The organism is Ureibacillus sp. FSL W7-1570, assembly GCF_038593265.1.
Classification (GTDB): domain Bacteria; phylum Bacillota; class Bacilli; order Bacillales_A; family Planococcaceae; genus Ureibacillus; species Ureibacillus suwonensis.
Genome location: NZ_CP151979.1, coordinates 3103600 through 3126503 on the forward strand (window position 1 = coordinate 3103600; position 22904 = coordinate 3126503).

The 22904-nt window shown below is 45.2% G+C and carries 19 protein-coding genes and 1 pseudogene; 13 read left to right on the forward strand and 7 right to left on the reverse strand.

What is annotated here, in order from left to right:
* Window positions 1-86 precede the first annotated feature (86 nt).
* Window positions 87-1523 (forward strand): hypothetical protein, encoded by a 1437-nt coding sequence (locus tag NST13_RS15390; protein WP_342581002.1) that lies wholly within the window; start codon window positions 87-89, stop codon window positions 1521-1523.
* Here the strand turns inward: NST13_RS15390 and NST13_RS15395 are convergent.
* Together NST13_RS15395 and secA2 are read right to left on the reverse strand one after the other, a co-directional pair.
* Window positions 1450-2346, reverse strand: a complete 897-nt coding sequence (locus NST13_RS15395) for an accessory Sec system S-layer assembly protein (RefSeq protein ID WP_342581003.1) — start codon at window positions 2344-2346, stop codon at window positions 1450-1452. The genes NST13_RS15390 and NST13_RS15395 overlap by 74 nt on opposite strands.
* Window positions 2333-4705, reverse strand: a complete 2373-nt coding sequence (gene secA2 / locus NST13_RS15400) for an accessory Sec system translocase SecA2 (RefSeq protein WP_342581004.1) — start codon at window positions 4703-4705, stop codon at window positions 2333-2335. Before secA2 ends, NST13_RS15395 begins: the two co-directional genes overlap by 14 nt.
* Window positions 4706-4976: 271 nt before the next feature.
* On the opposite strand from secA2, the gene NST13_RS15405 reads away from it, so the two are divergent.
* Entirely contained in the window at window positions 4977-6041 is a 1065-nt protein-coding gene (locus NST13_RS15405; RefSeq protein ID WP_342581005.1) for an MraY family glycosyltransferase, read from the forward strand.
* A 172-nt stretch (window positions 6042-6213) separates the two neighbouring features.
* On the opposite strand, the gene NST13_RS15410 is transcribed toward NST13_RS15405, so the two are convergent.
* From NST13_RS15410 to NST13_RS15420, 3 genes are all read right to left on the reverse strand, one after another.
* Window positions 6214-7779, reverse strand: a complete 1566-nt coding sequence (locus NST13_RS15410) for a hypothetical protein (protein ID WP_342581006.1) — start codon at window positions 7777-7779, stop codon at window positions 6214-6216.
* A gap of 275 nt (window positions 7780-8054) precedes the next feature.
* Window positions 8055-9128, reverse strand: coding sequence for an LCP family protein (locus NST13_RS15415; protein WP_342581007.1), 1074 nt, complete (start codon window positions 9126-9128; stop codon window positions 8055-8057).
* Between the two features lie 216 nt (window positions 9129-9344).
* Window positions 9345-9980: a YigZ family protein gene (locus NST13_RS15420; protein ID WP_342470176.1), complete on the reverse strand. Its 636-nt coding sequence runs from the start codon at window positions 9978-9980 to the stop codon at window positions 9345-9347.
* 168 nt (window positions 9981-10148) lie between these two features.
* Between NST13_RS15420 and NST13_RS15425 the strand changes: the two genes are divergently transcribed.
* The 4 genes from NST13_RS15425 (at window position 10149) to NST13_RS15440 (ending at window position 13615) form a co-directional block, all read left to right on the forward strand.
* Window positions 10149-11303: a sensor histidine kinase gene (locus NST13_RS15425; RefSeq protein WP_342581008.1), complete on the forward strand. Its 1155-nt coding sequence runs from the start codon at window positions 10149-10151 to the stop codon at window positions 11301-11303.
* A gap of 40 nt (window positions 11304-11343) precedes the next feature.
* The gene (locus NST13_RS15430) at window positions 11344-12018 is read left to right on the forward strand and encodes a response regulator transcription factor (RefSeq protein WP_342470174.1); all 675 of its coding nucleotides are present in this window, start codon (window positions 11344-11346) and stop codon (window positions 12016-12018) included.
* A gap of 458 nt (window positions 12019-12476) precedes the next feature.
* Complete coding sequence (locus NST13_RS15435) at window positions 12477-13013, forward strand: nuclear transport factor 2 family protein (RefSeq protein ID WP_342581009.1); 537 nt, start codon at window positions 12477-12479, stop codon at window positions 13011-13013.
* Window positions 13014-13426: 413 nt separating this feature from the next.
* Complete coding sequence (locus NST13_RS15440; RefSeq protein WP_342581010.1) at window positions 13427-13615, forward strand: hypothetical protein; 189 nt, start codon at window positions 13427-13429, stop codon at window positions 13613-13615.
* Window positions 13616-14296: 681 nt separating this feature from the next.
* On the opposite strand, the gene NST13_RS15445 is transcribed toward NST13_RS15440, so the two are convergent.
* Together NST13_RS15445 and NST13_RS15450 are read right to left on the reverse strand one after the other, a co-directional pair.
* A complete protein-coding gene (locus NST13_RS15445; RefSeq protein WP_342581011.1) occupies window positions 14297-15022 on the reverse strand; it encodes a hypothetical protein in 726 nt (241 codons plus the stop codon).
* Between the two features lie 115 nt (window positions 15023-15137).
* The gene (locus tag NST13_RS15450; RefSeq protein ID WP_342581012.1) at window positions 15138-16004 is read right to left on the reverse strand and encodes an HD domain-containing protein; all 867 of its coding nucleotides are present in this window, start codon (window positions 16002-16004) and stop codon (window positions 15138-15140) included.
* A gap of 220 nt (window positions 16005-16224) precedes the next feature.
* On the opposite strand from NST13_RS15450, the pseudogene NST13_RS15455 reads away from it, so the two are divergent.
* The 7 genes and pseudogenes from NST13_RS15455 to flgK all read left to right on the forward strand — a co-directional run bounded on the left by NST13_RS15455 (window position 16225) and on the right by flgK (window position 22894).
* A pseudogene (locus NST13_RS15455) lies at window positions 16225-17076 on the forward strand (DegV family protein).
* A gap of 79 nt (window positions 17077-17155) precedes the next feature.
* Window positions 17156-18589, forward strand: a complete 1434-nt coding sequence (locus NST13_RS15460) for a DEAD/DEAH box helicase family protein (RefSeq protein ID WP_342581013.1) — start codon at window positions 17156-17158, stop codon at window positions 18587-18589.
* Between the two features lie 117 nt (window positions 18590-18706).
* Window positions 18707-19405, forward strand: coding sequence for a ComF family protein (locus tag NST13_RS15465; protein WP_342581014.1), 699 nt, complete (start codon window positions 18707-18709; stop codon window positions 19403-19405).
* Between the two features lie 173 nt (window positions 19406-19578).
* Window positions 19579-20007, forward strand: a complete 429-nt coding sequence (locus NST13_RS15470) for a TIGR03826 family flagellar region protein (RefSeq protein WP_342470166.1) — start codon at window positions 19579-19581, stop codon at window positions 20005-20007.
* A gap of 136 nt (window positions 20008-20143) precedes the next feature.
* Window positions 20144-20407: a flagellar biosynthesis anti-sigma factor FlgM gene (gene flgM / locus NST13_RS15475; protein ID WP_342581015.1), complete on the forward strand. Its 264-nt coding sequence runs from the start codon at window positions 20144-20146 to the stop codon at window positions 20405-20407.
* Window positions 20408-20467: 60 nt separating this feature from the next.
* A complete protein-coding gene (locus NST13_RS15480; protein ID WP_342581016.1) occupies window positions 20468-20965 on the forward strand; it encodes a flagellar protein FlgN in 498 nt (165 codons plus the stop codon).
* 261 nt (window positions 20966-21226) lie between these two features.
* Window positions 21227-22894: a flagellar hook-associated protein FlgK gene (gene flgK, locus NST13_RS15485; protein WP_342581017.1), complete on the forward strand. Its 1668-nt coding sequence runs from the start codon at window positions 21227-21229 to the stop codon at window positions 22892-22894.
* Window positions 22895-22904: the final 10 nt, after the last annotated feature.

A 22904-nucleotide genomic window follows, 5' to 3' on the forward strand; every position in this document is an offset into this window, starting at 1 on the left:
ATAGGTTTTTTGCCGTCTGGAAAGGAAAGCGTTCCAGTCGGCTTTTTATTTGAAGGCATGTTTTTCTAAAAAGGGATGTACGAAAGGTGAATTCATCCGCACTGATAGGGAATGCATCCGGACTAAATGGGGGAGTATCCACACCAAAAAGATGCCCAAACGCACTAAAGGGGATCTCATCCGAACTAAATAGGGGAGTATCCGAACCAAAAGGATGCCCAAACGCACCAAAGGGGATCGCATCTGAACTAAATAGGGGAGTATCCGAACCAAAAGGATGCCCAAACGCACTAAAGGGGAACGCATCCGGACTAAAAGGATGCCCAAACGCACCAAAGAGAGGAGTATCCGAACTAAAAGGATGCCCATTCGCACTAAAGGCGACCACAAATGCACTAAATAAGACAGTATCCGCACCAAAGGGGAATGCATCCACACCAAAAGGATGCCCATCCGCACCAAAGGGGAATGTATCCGAACAAAATAGGGGAGTATCCGAACCAAAAGGATGCCCAAACGCACCAAAGGGGAACGCATCCGAACAAAATAGGGGAGTATCCGAACCAAAAGGATGCCCATTCGCACTAAAGGGGATCTCATCCGAACAAAATAGGGGAGTATCCGAACCAAAAGGATGCCCAAACGCACTAAAGGGGATCGCATCCGAACTAAATAGGGGAGTATCCGAACCAAAAGGATGCCCAAACGCACTAAAGGGGATCTCATCCGAACAAAATAGGGGAGTATCCGAACCAAAAGGATGCCCAAACGCACTAAAGGGGATCGCATCCGAACAAAATAGGGGAGTATCCGAACCAAAAGGATGCCCAAACGCACTAAAGGGGATCGCATCCGAACTAAATAGGAGAGTATCCACACCAAAAGGATGCCCAAACGCACCAAAGGGGATCGCATCTGAACTAAATAGGGGAGTATCCGAACCAAAAGGATGCCCAAACGCACCAAAGAGAGGAGTATCCGAACTAAAAGGATGCCCATTCGCACTAAAGGCGACCACAAATGCACTAAATAAGACAGTATCCGCACCAAAGGGGATCTCATCCACACCAAAAGGATGCCCAAACGCACTAAAGGGGATCGCATCCGAACTAAAAGGATGCCCATTCGCACTAAAGGGGAACGCATCCGAACTAAATAGGAGAGTATCCGAACCAAAAGGATGCCCAAACGCACCAAAGGGGATCGCATCCGAACTAAAAGGATGCTCATTCGCACTAAAGGCGACCACAAATGCACTAAATAAGACAGTATCCGCACCAAAACGCCCCCATCCGCACCAAATCGAATCCCGCCCGCACCAATCAAACAATTGGACTCCTCCCGGCAATGCCGTTTCCCGCCAATCACACATCAAAACAAAAAAGAGCGAATCTTTTACATTCGCTCTTTTCAAACAAACTCCTATTGAACATGCCCATGCAATCCCTATTACTGCGGCACTACAGCTCTCCAGCGGGATAAATCCGCGCCATCCGCATCCACCAGTTCCGCCGGGAAGATGAATGACCATGGCTTCGTTGTGCGGGGTTGCACCGTCAAAGGCGGTTCAAATTTGAATGTTCCTTTGGCCACCCGCTTACCGTTTGCATCAATGATTTCCAATGGCAATTGCTCAAAATTGATGGCCCGGTCGCTTCCGTTCCGGATAAAGAGGGAAACCGTAAGACTCCGGTCATCCCGGAATTTCGCCTGGAAGCCCGTGAAATTCACTTCATTTTGTTTCAATTCAGGCAATTGGCTGACGATTTTTTCAAGATATTCCTGCTGCTCCGCGGACAGTTGGCTTTTCCAGGAATCATCCAAATCCAATGTGTGTTTTTTCAATGTATTCAAATTAAAAGCGAGTTTCCATCCTTCGCCAGGAAGTTCATCCGCCTGGATATGTTCCTTCTCGAACGTAAACACCCAAGGCCGGCAGCTTTCAGGAGGAATGGTCCCCAATTCTTTGAAATCAAACATTTTGGAAGCTATTGGATGATTGTCTTTATCCAATAAAATCAGCCCGACTTCCCCTAATTCAATCTCTTGGGGAAGGGATGAACGGAAGAAGGCGCGCACATACCAATTCCCTGTATTTTTATCCGCATCGATATCGATGGCGGCAAGGGATAATTGGTTTGGACGGAGCGGCGCCAATTGGTTCGCCAGGAAGCTGAACACATATTTCTGTTCTTGCGGCACGATCCAGTTTGGATGCAAGGAAAGTTTCGTTTTGACCAATTTTGTTTCGGTTGATGTTTCCGCATCTTCTATTAAATTGCTTGAGTCGATTGCACTGTCGGATTTCACTTTATCGTTTTTCTTAAAGAAATCAAATAGCCCCATTCTCTGTTTCCTCCTCGTTCCGGCGAATTTTCATAAATGCTGCCAATTCTGATACGATTTGACGGCGAAGTTCTTGGAAGTTTTTGCCGAATAATTTCAATCCTTCCCGTTGATAGATCCGCATCGGGTCTTCGCCTTGATAGCTGCGCAAGCCGATTCCTTCTTTTAAATAGGTCATTTGCGCCAAGTGGTTGATCCACATCCGATCGATGTAGTTCAGCATCACTTGTTGGGAAGTGGCAATGACACTTTCATCGTTTTCGAAGGATTGGATGAATTCCTTCAATTGTAAGTGACTCGGTTCGACTTGGTCAAATATTTGTTTTGTTTTTGTGACGGAGCGGTCCAAGACGATTTTTTCCGGGAAGATGGAATTCAAAGTGTTTTCGATTTCATCCCAATTCCATTCTTCATGGCCAAGCCCTTCGTCCGCATTTTCACGGATGGCAAAGTCGATGGCATCCGCAAGCAGTTTTTGAATGATGTCGATAATGTCTTCCTGATGGAGCACTTTGTTACGCAATGTATACATAATTTTCCGCTGGTCATTGATGACATCATCCAGCTGCAAGTTGTATTGGCGCATGGAGAATTGCGCACCTTCGACGATGCGTTGCGTGCGGTCGATCAATTCCTGCACATCTTTGTTGAGCACCAGCTTTTTCTCGTCCACCGTCATTTTCTTTTTGAACTTTTCCACGTCCTCTTTGGCGAAGCGGCGGAACATATCGTCTTCCAATGAAATGATGAAGCGGGTTTCCCCAGGGTCCCCTTGTCGACCGGAGCGGCCACGAAGCTGATTGTCGATTCGGCGGCTTTCATGTTTTTCCGTTCCGATAACGTAAAGTCCTCCAAGTTCATGGACGCCTTCGCCCAATTTGATGTCCGTACCGCGTCCTGCCATGTTGGTGGCAACGGTGATTCTTCCTTTTTGTCCCGCTTGGGAAATCAATTCCACTTCCTGCTCGACGGTCTTCGCATTGAGCAATTGGTAATCCAATCCGTATTTATCCAAATATTTCGCCACTTCTTCCGATTGCAGAATGGAAGTGGTTCCGATCAAAATCGGTTGTCCTTTTTCATGGCGGCGTTTTGCTTCCTGGGCTACGAATTCATATTTGGCATCCCGCGTTTCAAACACCATGTCCGGCTGGTCGATACGGATGACCGGCCGGTTGGTAGGCACTTGGACAACCCGCATGTTGTACACTTCCTGGAATTCTTTTTCCTGGGTTTTGGCCGTACCGGTCATCCCGGAAAGAATCGGATACATGCGGAAGTAGTTCTGGATGGTGATTTGGGCTTGGGCTTTGTTTTCATCTGTAATCGTTACCCCTTCTTTTGCCTCGATGGCCTGGTGCAATCCATCAGACAAGGAACGCCCTTCCAGGATACGCCCGGTGAACATGTCCACCAGCTCGATTTTATCGTCCTTCACGATGTAGTCGACGTCGCGCTCAAACATCACGTGGGCGCGCACCGCCTGGATGACATAGTGGTACAATACTTGGTGATCCAAATCATACAAGTTGTCGACGCCGAACGCTTCTTCCACTTTATCGATGCCTTGATCGGTGAGGGAAGTCGCTTTTGTTTCTTCATCGTATTCGTAGTCTTCATCTTTTTTGAACGTTTTCGCAAGCATGGCGGCGATGCGGTGCAATTCTTCCTGGGAAGGGGTTTTTCCGGCGATGATGAGCGGTGTTTTCGCTTCGTCGATGAGAACGGAGTCCACTTCGTCAATGATGGCAAAATGATATGGGCGTTGCACTTTATCTTCCAATTTATAGGCCATGTTGTCGCGCAAATAGTCGAAGCCGAATTCCGTACCGACACCGTACGTGATATCCGCGTTGTAGGCTTTTTTCTTTTGCTCCAAATCCATCATTGGCAGGTTCAGGCCGACCGTCAATCCCAAAAATTGATGAATTTGTCCAATTAATTCGAAGTCCCGTTTTGCCAGGTAATCGTTGACGGTGATCACGTGTACCCCTTTTCCTTCGAGGGCTCTCACATAGGATGGCAGGGAAGCGACCAATGTTTTCCCTTCGCCGGTTGCCATTTCCGCAATGTTTCCTTCCGTCAAAACAAGACCACCAATTAATTGAACGTCAAAATGGCGCATGTCAAGAACGCGTTTGGAAGCTTCCCTTACGACCGCAAAGGCGTCAGGGATGATGTTTGTTAGCGGTTCGCCCTTCGCCAGGCGTTCTTTGAATTGAACGGTCATATGTTTAAGCTCATCGTCGGACATGGATGAGTATGTATGTTCCAATTGATTGATTTTATCCACTATTTTATAGTAATTTTTTAATTCCCGTTTACTCGTTCTTTCCTTGTTTTTGAAAATAGAGAACATTTTTTTACGCTCCTTCTAAAGGTCTAATATAGACACCCATGTTATTCTATCAAACTTTTGGGGGTATGACTACTTTAATCCCGGGGAAAATAAAGGATGAAAAGGGCTTTTGGAAATTAGTATCTTCGATGCAACGCCATTTGATTCTTCATTTGAAATTTATTGGATTTTTAATTACATTTTATAGTAAAGACTAGGTTTTCTTTTATAATCGTGCTATAATAGCATAGGTTTATATGATGGTACGTATCATTTTTTGAGGAGGATAGACATGGTTTACGTGTCTTTGGTAGTGGCGCTTGTTGCGTCCGTAGTACTGACTCCTATCGTTAGACGATTAGCGTTTCGCATAGGTGCAGTGGACGCACCGAATTATCGGAAAGTGCATCAGAAAATCATGCCACGTTTAGGTGGTTTAGCTATATTTATATCGTTTTTAATGGGACTGGCAATCCTGAGACCTGCCAGCCCTCCCTTTGAAAGTTCATTGATGCCTTTATCCCTTGTGTTGGGGGCAACGGTGATTGTGATTACGGGCATTTTGGATGACAAGTACGAGATCAGCGCGAAGGCGAAAATGTTGGGACAATTCATCGCCGCTTCGATTGTGGTGTTTTTGGGCGGTGTGCAAATCGATTTCATCAACTTGCCTTTCGATAATGGAATTTTGAATTTTGGATTTTTGAGTATTCCATTGACGCTGTTGTGGATTGTCGGAATCACGAATGCGGTAAACTTGATCGACGGTTTGGATGGACTGGCAGCGGGTGTGTCAACGATCGCGTTGATCACGCTTGCAACGATGGCCTTCATCATGGGCAACGGTTTCGTACTTGCCGTTGCTGCAATATTAGCATGTAGTACGATTGGATTTTTATTCTTTAACTTTCATCCTGCAAAAATTTTCATGGGAGATACAGGAGCCCTGTTTTTAGGGTTTATGATTGCGGTACTTTCTTTGTTGGGTTTCAAAAACTTGACGTTGGTATCATTCATCATCCCGGTTATTTTGTTGGGGGTTCCGATTTCAGATACATTCTTTGCCATCGTGCGTCGCGTACGCAATAAGCAAAAATGGTCCGATCCGGATAAATCCCACTTGCACCATTGTTTGATGAAAATGGGCTTCTCCCATCGTCAAACGGTGTTGATTATTTATGGAATTGCCGCAATGTTCGGTGTGGCGGCCATCATCTTCTCCATGGCGAAACTTTGGGGGGCCATTTTATTGATTACCGTGATTTTGGTTGCCCTCGAATTGTTCGTGGAAGTGATCGGGTTGGCGGGCAAAAACTACAGACCGCTGATTAATTTAGTGAAGATGTTCAGCAAGTAATTGGATAGCGTTTTTGAAATGGACGGGTTATATGACCGCTGCTTCGTGGGAAGTGGCGGTTTTTTAGTGTGGAAATGAATGTGAGGGACTCATCCGGCAAGTGGAATCTGCATCGGGGCAAAAGAGAGTTTTTTCTGTGCAAGAGTTGAAGTTATCCGCGCGTGAGGAGTAGTCATTCGCGCGAAGTGGTCGTATCCGGGCAAGAGGAGTGATTATCCGAGCAAGAGAAGTGCTTATCCGAGCAAACAGTGGTCGTATCCGAGCAAGAGAAGGAGTTATCCGGGCAAGAGGAGTGATCGTCCGAGCAAGAGGAGTGCGTATCCGTGCAAGAAGGAGTACCATCCAAGCAAAAAGAGGAATCATTCGAGCAAGAGGGAGAGTCATCCACGCAGGAAGAGGAATCATCCGCACGAAAAGAAGTCTCATCCGCACCAAAGAAGCCGCCATCTGCACTAAAAGAAGTCTCATCCGCACCAAAGAAGCCGCCATCTGCACTAAAAGAAGCCTCATCCGCACTAAAGAAGCCACCATCCGCACGAAAAGAAGTCTCATCCGCACTAAAGAAGCCACCATCCGCACGAAAAGAAGTCTCATCCGCACTAAAGAAGCCACCATCTGCACTAAAGAAGCCACCATCCGCACGAAAAGAAGTCTCATCCGCACTAAAGAAGCCACCATCCGCACGAAAAGAAGCCTCATCCGCACTAAAGAAGCCACCATCTGCACTAAAGAAGCCACCATCCGCACGAAAAGAAGTCTCATCCGCACTAAAGAAGCCACCATCCGCACGAAAAGAAGCCTCATCCGCACTAAAGAAGCCACCATCTGCACTAAAAGAAGTCTCATCTGCACCAAAGAAGCCGCCATCTGCACAAAAAGTTGTCTCATCCACACCAAAGAAGCCACCATCCGCACGAAAAGAAGTCTCATCCGCACTAAAGAAGCCACCATCCGCACGAAAAGAAGCCTCATCCGCACTAAAGAAGCCACCATCCGCACGAAAAGAAGTCTCATCCGCACTAAAGAAGCCACCATCCGCACGAAAAGAAGTCTCATCCGCACTAAAGAAGCCACCATCTGCACTAAAGAAGCCACCATCCGCACGAAAAGAAGTCTCATCCGCACTAAAGAAGCCACCATCCGCACGAAAAGAAGCCTCATCCGCACTAAAGAAGCCACCATCTGCACTAAAGAAGCCACCATCCGCACGAAAAGAAGTCTCATCCGCACTAAAGAAGCCACCATCCGCACGAAAAGAAGCCTCATCCGCACTAAAGAAGCCACCATCCGCACGAAAAGAAGTCTCATCTGCACCAAAGAAGCCGCCATCTGCACAAAAAGTTGTCTCATCCACACCAAAGAAGCCACCATCCGCACGAAAAGAAGTCTCATCCGCACTAAAGAAGCCACCATCCGCACGAAAAGAAGTCTCATCCGCACTAAAGAAGCCACCATCCGCACGAAAAGAAGTCTCATCCGCACTAAAGAAGCCACCATCTGCACTAAAGAAGCCACCATCCGCACGAAAAGAAGTCTCATCCGCACTAAAGAAGCCACCATCCGCACGAAAAGAAGTCTCATCCGCACTAAAGAAGCCACCATCCGCACTAAAGAAGCCACCATCCGCACTAAAGAAGCCACCATCTGCACGAAAAGATGCCTCATCCGCACCAAACAAAACCTTGTCTACACTAAACGAAACACCATCCGCACCAAACGAATCCCCATGCACACTCAATGAAGCATCAACACCACCACATCCCCCCAATCCCCAGCGCCATCAAAATATCCATTTTTTTCAATGAATAGCTTTGAAAGTGCCCGTTCAAACTGGAAAATGAAAAAACTACTCCCCTTTCCAAAAATAAAAAAATACACTCTCAAGCAACATTGAGAGTGTATTTTGCTGATGGCCACTTTTTATTTTATCTCATGGTGAAGCAGAACATTCTGCCATTATTGGCCAATTTATCCGATAAGCCAGTCCATTTTTGATGAATCGAAACACTTCATTTACCGATTAAAACTGGATGAATAGGAAAATGAATCGGAATCGACTTGCTCTTCATCCCCGCTGCTGAATTCTGAGATGCTTGATTTCGATTTGCTTGGGATGAGGCCCAAATGACTTTTCAAAATTTGTGTTGTTTCTTCCAAAGATTCTTCATCCAACATGTAATAGTAAATTCCCGTTGACATGTCGCCTTGTCCTTGCAAGGTGAGTGTATCGATTTGTGGCATGCCGCCGGAGAAATAGGTCAAGAAAGATTTCATTTCATCAAAGGTCAAGTTGGTTTTCATGTTGTCACCGATCGCCAGGATGACATCATCATATTTTGAGATAGAGGATAAAGAAAGTGCTTTATTGGCAATGGCTTTCAAAATATCCTGCTGGCGTTCGCCGCGGGCAATATCCGTATCGTGTTTGCGGGTACGGGCAAGAGCCAACGCTTCACGGCCATCCAAATGGTGGTATCCTGGTTCCAAATAGATGGAATATTTGTCATTTTCGTCTTTTTCGTAGAAGGCATATGGAATATTCACATCCAGATCAATACCGCCGAGTGCATCCACCACATCAATGAATGCGTTGAAGTTCATTCGTACATAATAATCGACCGGAATGTCAAACAGTTCTTCCACCGTTTCGATTGTTGCCGCAGTGCCGCCAAAAGCATGGGCATGGGTGATTTTATCCTCATAGCCCACTTCCGGGATGTATACATATGAATCCCGTGGGATGCTGACCAATTTCACCGTTTTTTCCTCACGATTCAACGTCATCAACATCAATGCGTCGGAACGGGAATGATCGGAACCTTGCGCGCGCACCTCACTGTCATCGACGCCGATGAACAGAATCGATATGTTGTCGCTCAATGCTTCCGCTTTTGCGTCCCTTTTCGGGGAGGACTGTCTATCCTCAATCTCTTCGTATGATTTATTCGCCGCATATTCCGCTTTCTTCGTCAAATAAATTCCATAAGCAGTTGCGCAAATCAGGAATGAAGCCGCCAAAATTGCAAATACTATAAGTACCAAAGAAAATTTTGTCGGCCGTTTCTTTCTTTTTTCCGTTCTTTTCATAAAAACTCTCCTCTATCGTACGTAGGAATGTTGGTTTTGTTAGGCTTATTATGGCTTCAAAAATAAGAATCATCACAGGGAAATCTTATGCGAAAAGCAAAATCATTCAATCCTTTAAATTATACTACTTTGTCGAATATCAGTAAATTACAAAAAAATGACAAAGTGTTTTTTACATAAAAATACATATTTTTTGTGAAATCGCACATAAATGGATCAGGAAACCACTTTTTCAATGAAAATTTTGTCGATGCATGCAATTTTTGCTTGCCCGTTTGTCAATTCCGTCATCCATTCCGTAAAGGCCTGTTCATCATCTTTCAATACATGGATGATCATATCCACATTCTCAGCATATTGTATGTCGGCTAACGTATATTTTGAATTGCGGACTTCATTCTCCACTTTGCCAAGCCAAGTGTAATCGATTGTCACTTTCATGACGTGATGCAGTCTTCTTTCCACCACTTGGGCGGCGGCAATCCCTTCCGATGTGGCTTTTCCGTATGCACGGACGAGGCCGCCTGCACCAAGCTTGATGCCCCCAAAGTACCGTGTCACCACAACCACCGTATCTTGAAGGCCCTGTTTTTTCAGCACTTCCAACATAGGGACGCCGGCTGTTCCGCTAGGTTCCCCATCATCATTCGCTTTCTGAATTTGATTATGCTCGCCGATCAAGTAACATGAGCAATTGTGTGTTGCATTATAATGAAGTTTCTTTATTTTATTGATAAAATTAATGGCTTCCTCTTCCGTTTCAGCCCGATCCACATACGCGATAAAGCGGGATTTGGAAATGACAATTTCCTTTTCACCAAATCCTTTGACAGTTTTATAGTCCTTTCGCATTACAAATACTCCTTTATCTTCCAAAAAAACAATGTGCATGTAATGGAATTTTTTCTTAAATCTTCTTTGTAAAATGGTATAATAATGTTAAAATAATATACTCATTTAACTATTAAAACTGACTTATATAGTTTTATTATATTACACCAATTGGGTTGGGGACAAATTATGTATTTAGATGAAAAAAACAAAATTGACTTCCAATCAATTGATTTTATTTTTAATCGAATGATTGAGAACATCACCAATTCGAAAAATGATATTTTCGTCATTTGCGAACAAAGTCGCAGAACTTACGAAGAAATGAAAATTGAATTGGAACTGATCAAACAAAAATTGAAAGTCGTCATCGCGAAAAGTGATACTTTGGCCAGACAAACACAAATGGCCAAGCAACGGCTGGTGGAAGTCAGCAAGAATTTCGGCAAATATTCGGAAGAGCAAATCAGGGAGGCCTATGAATTGGCCCATGATTTGCAAATGCAGTTATCCCTGTCCGAAGCGGAAGAGAAAAGCTTGCGGGAAAAACGGGATGATCTTGAACGCCGGTTAAAAGCCCTGTACGATACGATCCAACGGGCGGATCATATTGTAAATCAAGTGAATGTCGTGTTAAATTATTTAACATCCGATCTGAAAAATGTAGGCGCCGCTTTGGAAGAAGCGAAAATCAAACATGATTTCGGCATCAAAATCATTGCAGCCCAAGAGGAAGAAAGAAAAAAATTGTCCCGGGAAATCCATGACGGCCCTGCCCAAATGATGGCGAACGTGTTGATGCGGGCGGATTTGATCGAACGAATCTATCGGGATAAAGGGATAGAAGAGGCGATGAAGGAAATTTCCGAGCTCAAAGCAACCGTTCGGGAAGCGTTGTCTGAAGTCAGAAGGATCATTTACGATTTGCGCCCGATGGCTTTGGATGATTTGGGAATTGTACCGACATTGAAAAAATATTTATCTACCATAATGGATTATAATAAAGGTGTGGACGTACATTTCCAGTCTTATAACAGCGAAATCCGTTTGCCGTCCAATTATGAAGTCGCCATATTCAGATTGGTGCAAGAATGTGTGAATAACGCTGTGAAGCATGGAAGCCCTACAGATATTTGGGTGAAGCTTGAATGGAATAAAAACCACCTAAACGTGATTGTGAAAGATAACGGCCGTGGTTTCGACATTGACGAGAAAAGGGAACATTCCTTTGGCATTATCGGCATGAGAGAGAGAGTAGAAATTTTGGACGGCTCGATGGAAATTAAAACAAAAATTGGCAGTGGTACGATTGTAATATTTAAGATACCATATCCAAATAACTAACCGAATTTAAAACAGTCAAACGGTTGAGGGGGAATGCTTTGTGACAAAAATCATCATTATCGACGATCATCAATTGTTCCGTGAAGGGGTCAAACGTATTCTGGAGTTTGAAGAGTCTTTTGAGGTTGTTGCTGAGGGGGATGACGGCAGCGATATCATCGGTTTATATAAAGAACATATGCCGGATGTAGTCTTGATGGACATCAATATGCCAGGAAAAAATGGTGTGGAAGCGACTGCGGATTTGATTAAAGAATTCCCGGATGCAAAAGTTATCATGCTTTCCATTCACGATGATGAATCTTACGTTACACATGCATTAAAATCCGGTGCATTGGGCTATATGCTGAAAGAAATGGATGCGGATGAAATTGTGGAAGCCATCAAAGTGGTGGCCAATGGAGGTTCCTACTTGCATCCGAAAGTGACGAAAAACTTGGTGGCTGAGTTCCGCCGCTTAAGCGAACATGAAAATAAAGGCAGCTTCCATCAAACAGAAGTGCGCCGTCCATTCCACTTGCTTACGAAACGTGAATGCGAAGTGTTGCAATTGTTGACGGATGGACAATCCAACCGCGCAATCGGCGAAACATTGTTCATCTCTGAGAAAACAGTGAAAAACCATGTTTCCAGCATTCTGCAAAAAATGAATGTAAACGACCGTACCCAAGCGGTGGTTACAGCAATCAAAAACGGCTGGGTGGAAGTAAGATAATTTGGTTTATGTAGGGTTGAAGATGGGATACTTGGCAGCAGGTTGCCGGGAGGAAGTAAGACATTCTACATAAGGTATGTTCAGGATCCAATTGACGATGAAACATCGTTGATTGGATTTTTTTATGCGGTGATTGATCCCGAAAAGGAGAGGCGCCCGATATCAACGTTCGACTGATTCGTCCGTTAGCATACCGTTTGAAGATTGATCCCGAAAAGGAGAAGCGCCCGATATCAACAGAAAAGATTTTTATTTTTTGCAACTAAATCGGAAGTGGTTTCGTCTTATGAACTGCGATTTCGACAAAAGCAGCCAGCAAGAGGCTGATCAGGATAGAAGATTGGGCAAATTGGTTAACTTCGGCATCCATGATGCGCAAGTTCTCGGACCAAAAATCAATGCTGATAGAAATGGCAGTGGCACTTATGCTACAATATTGCGCGGGGAGGTAAAGAGTAATGAAGAACTGGCTAATCTTAACAGTTGCAGCACTATTCCTGCTAACTGCTTGTAGTAATACAAATTCAAAAGAGACACCTTCATCCGAAGAAAATACGAAAGTGCAGTCAGAAGATTCAGTCGGCTTTGAAATGATTGGCGATAAATTTGTGGAAGCCGAGAATGTTCCGGCAGATGAAAAAGTGAAAATTCTCGCTGCCTTTGATGAATATATCCATTCATTTAATGCGAAAGACATCAATCGCTACGGAAACGTTCTTTCCAAACATGCAACCGGTTTTGATTATGATGAAGAAATCGAAATGGTGAAAGCAACGTTTAAAAATCATGATGTGAAGTTGGTCGAATCGGATGCGACAATCATTAAATATAGTGAAAATGAAGCACAGGTGGCGGCCAATATCGACTATCATGTGAAAGAAAATGGCACCGATGCGACACTGAATCGAACAGTGAGACAAGTGACCATCTTCGTGAAAGAAAATGACGGCTGGAAAATCACCCGGATTGTGGGCATGGAGAAATTGGATCAGTAATGGTGGATCAGGAATCATTCAATCAGTTGATTGGATGATTTTTTATTTTGGACAGGTTTGGGGGAGGGGAGGGGATGTCCTGGGTGAGAGGGAGTGCATCTGGGGAAGGGGAGGGAGTATCTGAGTGAGAGGAATGCTTATCCGCGCAAGCATGGGTTGCATCCAGGTAGGGAGGGGATGTCCTGGGTGAGAGGGAGTGCATCTGGGGAAGGGGAGAGATATCTGAGCGAGAGGAATGCTTATCCGCGCAAGCATGGGTTGCATCCGGGTAAGGGAGGGGATGTCCTGGGTGAGAGGGAGTGAATCCGGGTAAGAGGGGGGAGTTAGGGATGCTATCCGAGCAAGAGGAGGAGTTATCCGAGCAAGAGGGAGTGCTATCCGAGCAAGAGGAGTAGCTATCCGAGCAAGAGGGAGTGCTATCAGAGAAAGAGGGAGTGCTATCCGAGCAAGAGGAGGAGTTATCCGAGCAAGCAGAGAGCGTATCCGAGCGAGAGGGAGTGTTATCCGAGCAAGAGGGGATGTTATCCGAGCAAGATGAGGGCTTATCCGAGCAAGAGGAGGAGCTATCCGAGCAAGCAGGGGCCGCATCTGAGCTGGAGTAGGAATCCGAGCAAGAGGGGATGTTATCCGAGCAAGATGAGGGCTTATCCGAGCAAGAGGAGGAGCTATCCGAGCAAGCAGGGGCCGCATCTGAGCTGGAGTAGGAATCATCCGCACCAACCGAGGCCGTATCCACACTAAATGAAGGAGTATCCGCACCAACCGAGGCCCTATCTGCACCAAATGAAGTATCAACCGCACCAAACGAAGCCGTATCCACACAAAATGAAGTAGTATCCGCACCAACCGAGGCCGTATCCACACAAAATGAAGTAGTATCCGCACCAACCGAGGCCGTATCCACACAAAATGAAGTAGTATCCGCACCAACCGAGGCCGTATCCACACAAAATAAAGTCGTATCCGCACCAAACGAGGCCCTATCTTCACCAAATGAAGTAGTATCCGCACCAACCGAGGCCGTATCCACACTAAATGAAGGAGTATCCGCACCAACCGAGGCCCTATCTGCACCAAATGAAGTATCAACCGCACCAAACGAGGCCGTATCCACACTAAATGAAGTAGTATGCGCACCAAACGAGGCCGTATCCACACTAAATGAAATAGTATCCGCACCAACCGAGGCCGTATCCACACTAAATGAAGGAGTATCCGCACCAACCGAGGCCCTATCTGCACCAAATGAAGTATCAACCGCACCAAACGAGGCCGTATCCACACTAAATGAAGTAGTATGCGCACCAAGAGGCCGTATCCACACTAAATGAAATAGTATCCGCACCAACCGAGGCCGTATCCGCACCAAATGAAGTAGTATCCGCACCAACCGAGGCCCTATCTGCACCAAATGAAGTATCAACCGCACCAAACGAGGCCGTATCCACACAAAATGAAGTAGTATCCGCACCAAACGAAGCCGTATCCACACAAAATAAAGCCGTATCCGCACCAAACGAGGCCGTATCCACACAAAATGAAGTAGTATCCGCACCGAACGAGGCCGTATCCACACAAAATGAAGTAGTATCCGCACCAAACGAGGCCGTATCCACACTAAATGAAGCACCAACCGCACCAAACGAGGCCGTATCCACACTAAATGAAGGAGTATCCGCACCAAACGAGGCCCTATCTGCACCAAATGAAGTATCAACCGCACCAAACGAAGCCGTATCCACACTAAATGAAGGAGTATCCGCACCAAACGAGGCCCTATCTGCACCAAATGAAGTATCAACCGCACCAAACGAGGCCGTATCCACACTAAATGAAGTAGTATCCGCACCAAAAAAAGTCGTATCCGCACCAAACGAGGCCCTATCTGCACCAAATGAAGTAGTATCCGCACCAAACGAGGCCGTATCCACACTAAATAAAGCACCATCCGCACCAAGCCCACCCCAAATAAGGAGGCATCCCCACTGAATAAAACAGCACCAAACCAAAAAGCACCCCCCCACCCCAAAGCACAACCTCCACACAAAAAAAGAGCGAATCATCACCATTCGCTCCAATCAAAAAGTGTGCGCAAAGCAGAGAAGCTCCGCGCCACCATCCACCTTATAACTTCGATTTATTTTTTTCCACATACTTGAACAGTTCCTGATCGGACCATTGCAATTTGTTTTGCAGCGCAATGAAAAATGCTGCCAAAATGAGCGGGCCTTCCGAATTCATTTCAAACTGCATTCCTTGGGAAGAGAGATCTTCCAACTTGTCCAAAAGATGTTCCTGTTCATCCCGATACAGTTGTTCCGCCTCTTCCACGATGCATTCCACAAACCGGAGCAATTGCCGGGACGCCAATTCTTTACCGACATGTTGATTGATATGAAGATACGCGCATTCAAAAATCAGGGAAATTTCCTGCTCCGAAAGAAAATCAATGGAACCGAAAACCGCTTTCACTTCTTCCTCCAAATCGCCAATCAACGGAAATTCCCTCTTTCTTCGTGAAAGCGCCTTCACAATGCTTGAATAATACCAATGCTGCTCCCGCTTTCCCCGATTGAACCGTTGCCAAATGGCATCCCCCATCACATCCAAATCCTCGTGAATCGTCTGCAAATTATGGAGTTTATCAGCCACAATGACTTGCAGTTCTTCCAAAGAAGCGTCTTTTATATGCTCAATTGTGTGCTGCTTTCTCACTTCCCAAGGCAAGCTTTTGTCCTGCTCGGAGGCTGATTGCACGAGAATTGCGATGCGGAGTCCGAATTCATCTTTCAACTCCTCAAATGTCGTATCCGTATCTTCCAGCGTATCATGCAAGATTCCGGCAGCAATCACTTCTTCGGAACAGTTCGCCCGCTGCAGCATCATCCCCACTGCAAAAGGGTGTGTTATGTATGGGATATCCGTCCCTTTCCGCACTTGATTTCTATGTACTTTCGCAGCAAATACAATCGCTTTGTCTACAATGTTCATTTTCACCCTCCTGTCAGTTTTAAGAATATACCAAAATTCGCTCCAACACAATTTGAGTGGTGAAATTCGGCCATGAAAAAATTCCTAGTGGAAACCTTTTCCACTATTCACAGAAAATTTATAGGATTATCGAGAATGAAATAATCAATTCACAGAAAATTTTTTCGTATTAACAAGTAAGACATCTTTTTGTATGATAGGTTCATAGGAGAGTGGAAATATGAGCATTGCAGTCGTAACAGATAGTACTGCCTAATTATCGCCCGAAGAACGTAAGCAACACAATATTTACATGATTCCATTAAGTGTCACGCTGGAAGATGGCGTTTATGAAGAGGAAGTCGAAATCCAGGCAAAGGAATTTTACGATAAAGTTCGGAATGCCAAAGTGTTTCCAAAAACTTCTCAGCCGTCCATCGGCAAATTTGTCGAGTTGTTTGAAACGCTGGCAAAAGAGTATGATGAAGTCATTTGCATCCATTTATCCAGTGGAATCAGCGGGACATATCAAAGCGCGATGCAAGCCGGAAACATGGTGGAAGGCATCAAAGTGCGCGTCTTTGACAGTGAGATTTCCTGTTCGCCGCAAGGATATTATGCTTTGCAGGCGGCAAAAATGGCGGGCGAAGGGAAATCGTCCGCGGAAATTCTGGAAACTTTGGAAGCTTTGAAACGCCGGATGCGCGCTTACTTTATTGTGGATGATTTATCCCACTTGCAACGGGGAGGAAGGCTTTCATCCGCGGCGGCCATCGTGGGCGGATTATTGCAAATCAAGCCGATTCTTCATTTTGAAAATAAAGTCATCGTTCCTTTTGAAAAAATCCGCACGAAGAAAAAGGCAATGAACCGCGTGGAGGAGCTGCTTGCACAGGATGCGGCCCAATATGATCGCATTTATGCCATGCTGATTCATGCCAATCGTGAGGAAGAAGCGCGGGATTGGATGGCGAAATTGCAGGAAAAGTTTCCAAACGTGGAATTTGCATTGAGTTATTTTGGCCCGGTAATCGGCACCCACTTGGGAGAAGGATCTTTAGGATTGGGATGGGTGCCGGAAATCAGTGAATAAAAGAAATACATGCAGCCTCTACTTGCCATAGTAGGGGCTTTTTTATTTGCTTAAGACAAATCCAGGAAAGGAGAATGCCATGAAATACATCTTAAAAAACAGTCAAGCCAAACGGTACAAGGGAATCATCGTGGAACCGGAAATCCGGGATTTCTTCATCGGGAAAATTTGGTCGAGAGAAAATCCCCCTTTTCCAAGAACGAAAATGGAACAATATATCAAGAAAAACTTTTTTAAAATAACACCTGCTATATCAATCAAACATTCCTCTTCCATATTCGCCAATAAGAAATATGTTTGCAATCGATGCCACAATGACAACCGGCATGAATTTGTGGAATTTGACTGTGCCCGATGCGGAAAAATTTGCGTTTATTGCAGACATTGCATCAACATGGGGAGGATGTGCAGCTGTACGGATCTCCTAAGTTGGAATGGGCCTGTCGGGAAATTAAATCGGCGCCACATTTTCGACTGGAGCGGCACTTTTACCGAATTGCAGCGGCAAGCTTCGGAAGAATTGCTGGAAAGTCTCAACCGGCAGAGGAATCACCTCGTCCATGCGGTTTGTGGCGCCGGGAAGACGGAGATCTTGTTTCCGGCCGTTTTTCATTGCTTGCGGAAAGGATGCAGAGTTTGTATTGCAACCCCAAGAACCGATGTTGTATTGGAATTATTTCCACGTTTTCAAAAGGTTTTCCCAAATACTATTATCCATGCTTATTATGGGGATGCCCCCAAACAAACGGGATTTGCGCAGCTGGTCATTGCAACGACCCACCAACTGTACCGTTTCGAGAAGGCGTTTGATGTTGTCATTGTGGATGAAGCGGATGCGTTTCCGTACACCTTCGATCTTTCTTTGCAAAAAGCCGTTTGGAAGGCGCGGAAGGAAGGGGCTCCCGTTGCGCTCGTCACTGCCACGCCGTCTGTCGGGATTTTGTCCAAAGTAAAAAAAGAGAATTGGGGTTATTCGTTCATCCCGAAAAGGTATCATGGCCACCCGCTCCCGGTGCCGCGTTTTGAGCCCCTATGGTTTTATGAAAGGCAAATGATGAAAGGAAGAATCCCGAAAAAATTGGCTCAATGGACGAAAAAGCGGCTTGAGCGCGGGGAACCGTTTTTCATTTTCTTCCCGACGATTCAGCTAATGCAGAAGGCGGCACCTTCCTTTCAACATTTTCACCCTGGCATTGTAAGCGTCCATGCAAATGATCCGGAGAGGAAAGAGAAAGTCATGCAACTGCGGAAGGAAGAAGTTCCCGGATTATTGACGACGACGATTTTGGAGAGGGGCGTGACAATCAAAAATGTGCAAGTGGCGGTCGTTGGGGCGGAGTCAAAGATATTCACTTCCAGCGCTTTGGTCCAAATCAGCGGCCGCGTCGGAAGGAATGCGGAATTTCCTGATGGGGAAATCGTCTTTTTCCATCATGGAATCTCCGCAGAAATGGACGCGGCCAGAAACGAAATCCTTCGATTGAATAGGGAAGCGTTCGGCGTTACGGAATGAATGGCACCGCTCCACTCAATCAGGATGGAATCAGGAAGGGCAATTAAAAATATGGAAGGGAGTTTAGAGGCAAAACCGCCTTCACCCGAAAAGAAATTCAGTCGAAAGGAGGATCCGATGAACCGTTCCGAGATAGAAAATTGCCTTCTTTGCAACTCTCCGTTAAACACCCAAATGGACTGGAAAGGGCTTTTCTTCAACCGGTTCCCAAAAACCATCTGCCATGAATGCGAAGAAAAATTTGTACGGTATAATCATGACAAAGATAAAGAAGTATTTTCATTATATGAATATAATAAACCGATGCAAGATTATTTGCATCGATATAAGTTCATGCATGATGTGCTGCTGGCCAAAGTATTCGCGGAACCGATCCATCAGTGCCTGAAAAACAGGAAAGAAATGATTGTGCCGATTCCAATGCATCCCCAAAAATTAAAGGACCGCACTTTTGCCCATGTGGATGAATTGCTGAAGCAGGCACAAATCCCTTTCGTCCACGTCCTTGAGAAAACCACGATGGAAACGCAAGGGGGAAAAACGCGGGAGGAGCGGATGAACACGCCCCAGATTTTCCGGTTAAAAGAGAATGCCCAAATCAAAGACAGGGACATTCTCCTGGTTGACGACATTTATACGACCGGAACGACCATCCGCCATGCCAAACGGGCGCTTATGGAGGGAGGGGCCAAATCGGTAAAAGCCTTTACGTTAATCAGGGTAAGCGGTTTCCATGACCAAACAATTGACCGGTCCAGCCCCGCAAATCAAAAAATCACATCGTCGCAAGTCCCGAAAAATATTAAAAAATGGTGAACAATATTTACAAATTTAGTTACTAAATAATAGTATGAATTTAACGAAATATGACAATTTTCATTGTTGGTGTATAATGAAAACAAGGAAATCCGGCTTATACGAAGCTCATTGGAATCCGTGTTTTTGAAAGCCGTTACATGAAGAAATTCTGCTTGAGAGGGGGACCGGTCATGGGAGAAATCCGAAATTGTCCGAGTTGCGGTGAATTTTTCAACTATGTGGGAATACGGGATGTTTGCTATAAGTGCGCCCAAAAGGAAGAGGAAATGTATCAAATCGTTTACCGTTTTTTGAGAAAACGGGAAAACCGCGCTGCGACAGTGGACCGAATTGTGGAAGCCACTGGTGTCGACCGGGAATTGTTGTATAAATGGGTTCGCAAAGGCCGCCTTCATCCTGCGGTTTTTCCGAACTTGGGCTACCCTTGCGACAACTGCGGACGATTAACGACGCAAGGGAAACTTTGTGAACGTTGTACGGAAGAATTAAAAACCGACTTGCGCACGTATGAAGCCGCGAAGGAATTCAGGGAAAATGTTCAGAAAAATGAACGCGCTACATATTTGGCGGATAAAGGGAAACATGCCAAAGAGAATTAATGGGTCAAAAGTTGCTCACATCACCATTATTGGTATACTGATAATGGTGCAATATGTGAGTTTTTTATTTTTTTATTTAACATTTTCGTGAACAAACCGAAATAAGAATTAGACAGGTTATGAAGGGGGCTAACTTGTGAAAATTAATCCAATCAATACGAATTCGGTAAATCCTTATACCAAACAGATTCGGAATATGAATGCTCCAAAAACAAAATCAACGAATATGGATAAAATCGAAATTTCGGATGCGGCGAAAGAATTGCAAGTGGTGTCCGACTACAGCACGGAACGCGCGGAAAAGGTCCAGCGCTTGAAACAGCAGATCCAGCTTGGCCAATATAAAGTGGATCCCCACAAAGTCGCGGAAGATATGTTGAAATTTTATCGTTTGAAATAAAAGGAAAGTTGTACGGAGCTTCATTCATGAAAACGAATTTATTCAAAGGAGTCCAAAACCATGTCAGTTCAACCGATCATAACAATATTGGAAAAGCTTGAAAAAATGCATAAAAGTTTGCTCGAACATGCATACAGAAAGACGGAGCTTGTGAAAAACAATGACATGGAAGAACTGGATCAAATGTTGAAAATCGAGCAATCCCACGTCGCGGCGATCGAACAGTTGGAAGCGCAACGGCAACAAAATGTCATGGAATATTTTCAGGAAAAAGGCATTGCGGTGTCCAACGCCCCAACGGTTGAGGAGCTGATTGAAGCGGTGGAGGATGAGGAAGAGCGAAAGCAGCTTGAGGATGTCCGCAATCGGTTAATGAAAATCATTGTGGATCTGAAGCTGCAAAATGAATTGAACCAACAGCTGATTTTCAATTCATTGCAAGTGGTGAACGTCACGCTCAACATGTTGCGTCCTCAGCAGGAGCAAATCAATTATTCCGATAAAACGGTGCGCGGCGGAAACGCTCCACGGCAATCGCTGTTTGATTCGCAGGCGTAAGTGTCGGATTTGTTGAAACGCTAATGATTTGGTGATTCACGCTTTGCGGCGGGGCGCAACTTCTACAGTCCGCCGCAAGCTTTTATACATAGATTTGCAAAATTGGATGCAGGTGCATAAAGCTTCACCTGGGTTGAAAGAACATCATCCAATGGTATCACGAAATGTTTTCCCCCCTTTTTAAAAATTGATTGCGGAAGGGGACCTGAATTCCCTTCCTCCCATTTTTTCATACATAATTTTAGTAAGGAGGAGACCCTTATGCGCTCCACATTCATGGGACTGGAAGCAAGCAAACGAGGTTTGTTCACGCAACAGACAGCTTTATATACAACAGGCCATAACATTGCGAATGCCAATACGGAAGGGTATTCGAGACAAAGAATCATCATGTCGCCAACTTTGGGTTATCCAGGTGCAGGCTTAAATGCCCCGATGACACCCGGCCATATCGGAACAGGGGTAAAAGCGGAATCTGTACAGCGGGTCCGGGATGAATTCATCGACCGCCAGTACCGCCAGGAAACGAACAAACTTGGCTATTGGGAAACGAAAGCCAGCGCAATTTCACAAATGGAAGATGTCATGTCGGAGCCCTCTGAATATGGTTTGGATGAAGCGTTCCGCCTGTTTTGGAGCGCCCTTCAAGACGTCAGCGCCAACCCGGACGATACAGCGGCCAGAAAAGTGGTCGTGCAACGGGCGATCCATTTGGCGGATTCCTTCAACTATATTGATACGCAACTGAAACAGATTCAAGGAAACCTGGGCAACGAAATCAATGTTTCCGTTGAACAAATCAACTCCATCTTGGAACAAATCGCAAACATCAATAAAGAAATCCAAGCCGTTGAACCAAATGGCTATGTGCCAAACGATTTGTATGACAAACGGGATTTGTTGGTGGATCAATTGAATGAATACTTCCCGGTTTCCATCGAGCGGGTCCCTTCTGGAGGAAACGCTTCGAAAGTGGCGGAAGGAAGCTACACCATCAAGTTGAATGTCAAAGATAATAGTGGCAGCTATTCGGAAATTGTTTTGGTTGATGGTGGAAACTATGCCACTTTGCGGGCACTTGATACAAGCGGGAAGCTTGTAGACGGGGACGAAGATACGGATCCTGATAATCCCCAATTGGCATATCTGCCGTTCCATCAATTAGAGATCAGCATGGGCAACAAAACTCAAACGATAGGACAAGAAAATTTCCAAGAGTTCAAAGGGAAATTGTTGTCGCTGATCGATTCCTTTGGGTATAGCACAGATGGCACCAACAACACCATCCAAGGCTATTTCCCGGAAATGCTCCAAAGTTTGGATAAATTGGCGAACGCTTTTGTACAAGCTTTCAATAAAGTCCATGAAGCAGGGTATACGTTGGGGAAAAGTGACGATTCGGACACATCTGTGAATGGAATTTCATTTTTTGATCCAGTCGGACTTACTGCGGGCACGATCAAAGTGAACGACGCGCTTGTAAAAGATCCGAACCTGGTGGCTGCATCCAGCGTTCAAGGGGAAGAAGGAAACGGCAAATGGGCGCTGATTCTGGCAAATCTGCAATCCATGCCGATCAATAATAAAGAATCCATCGGCAAGATCAAGGATAAAGACGGAAACGAAACAACGGTGGAATTGCCTGATAATCTGGGATTGGACGGCGCAACTTTCCAATCCTATTACCAAGGCCTCATTGGACAACTTGGGGTAGACGGGCAAAAGGCGAACTTGCTCAAAACGAACACTGAAACGATCCGCCTGACTGTTGAAAACAACCGTGCTTCGATGAGTTCGGTTTCCCTTGATGAAGAAATGACGGATATGATCCGCTTCCAGCAGGCATACAGTGCAAATGCCCGGATGATCACAGTGATTGATGAATTGTTGGACAAAGTCATCAACGGCATGGGAAGAGCAGGATTATAACGGTTTAATG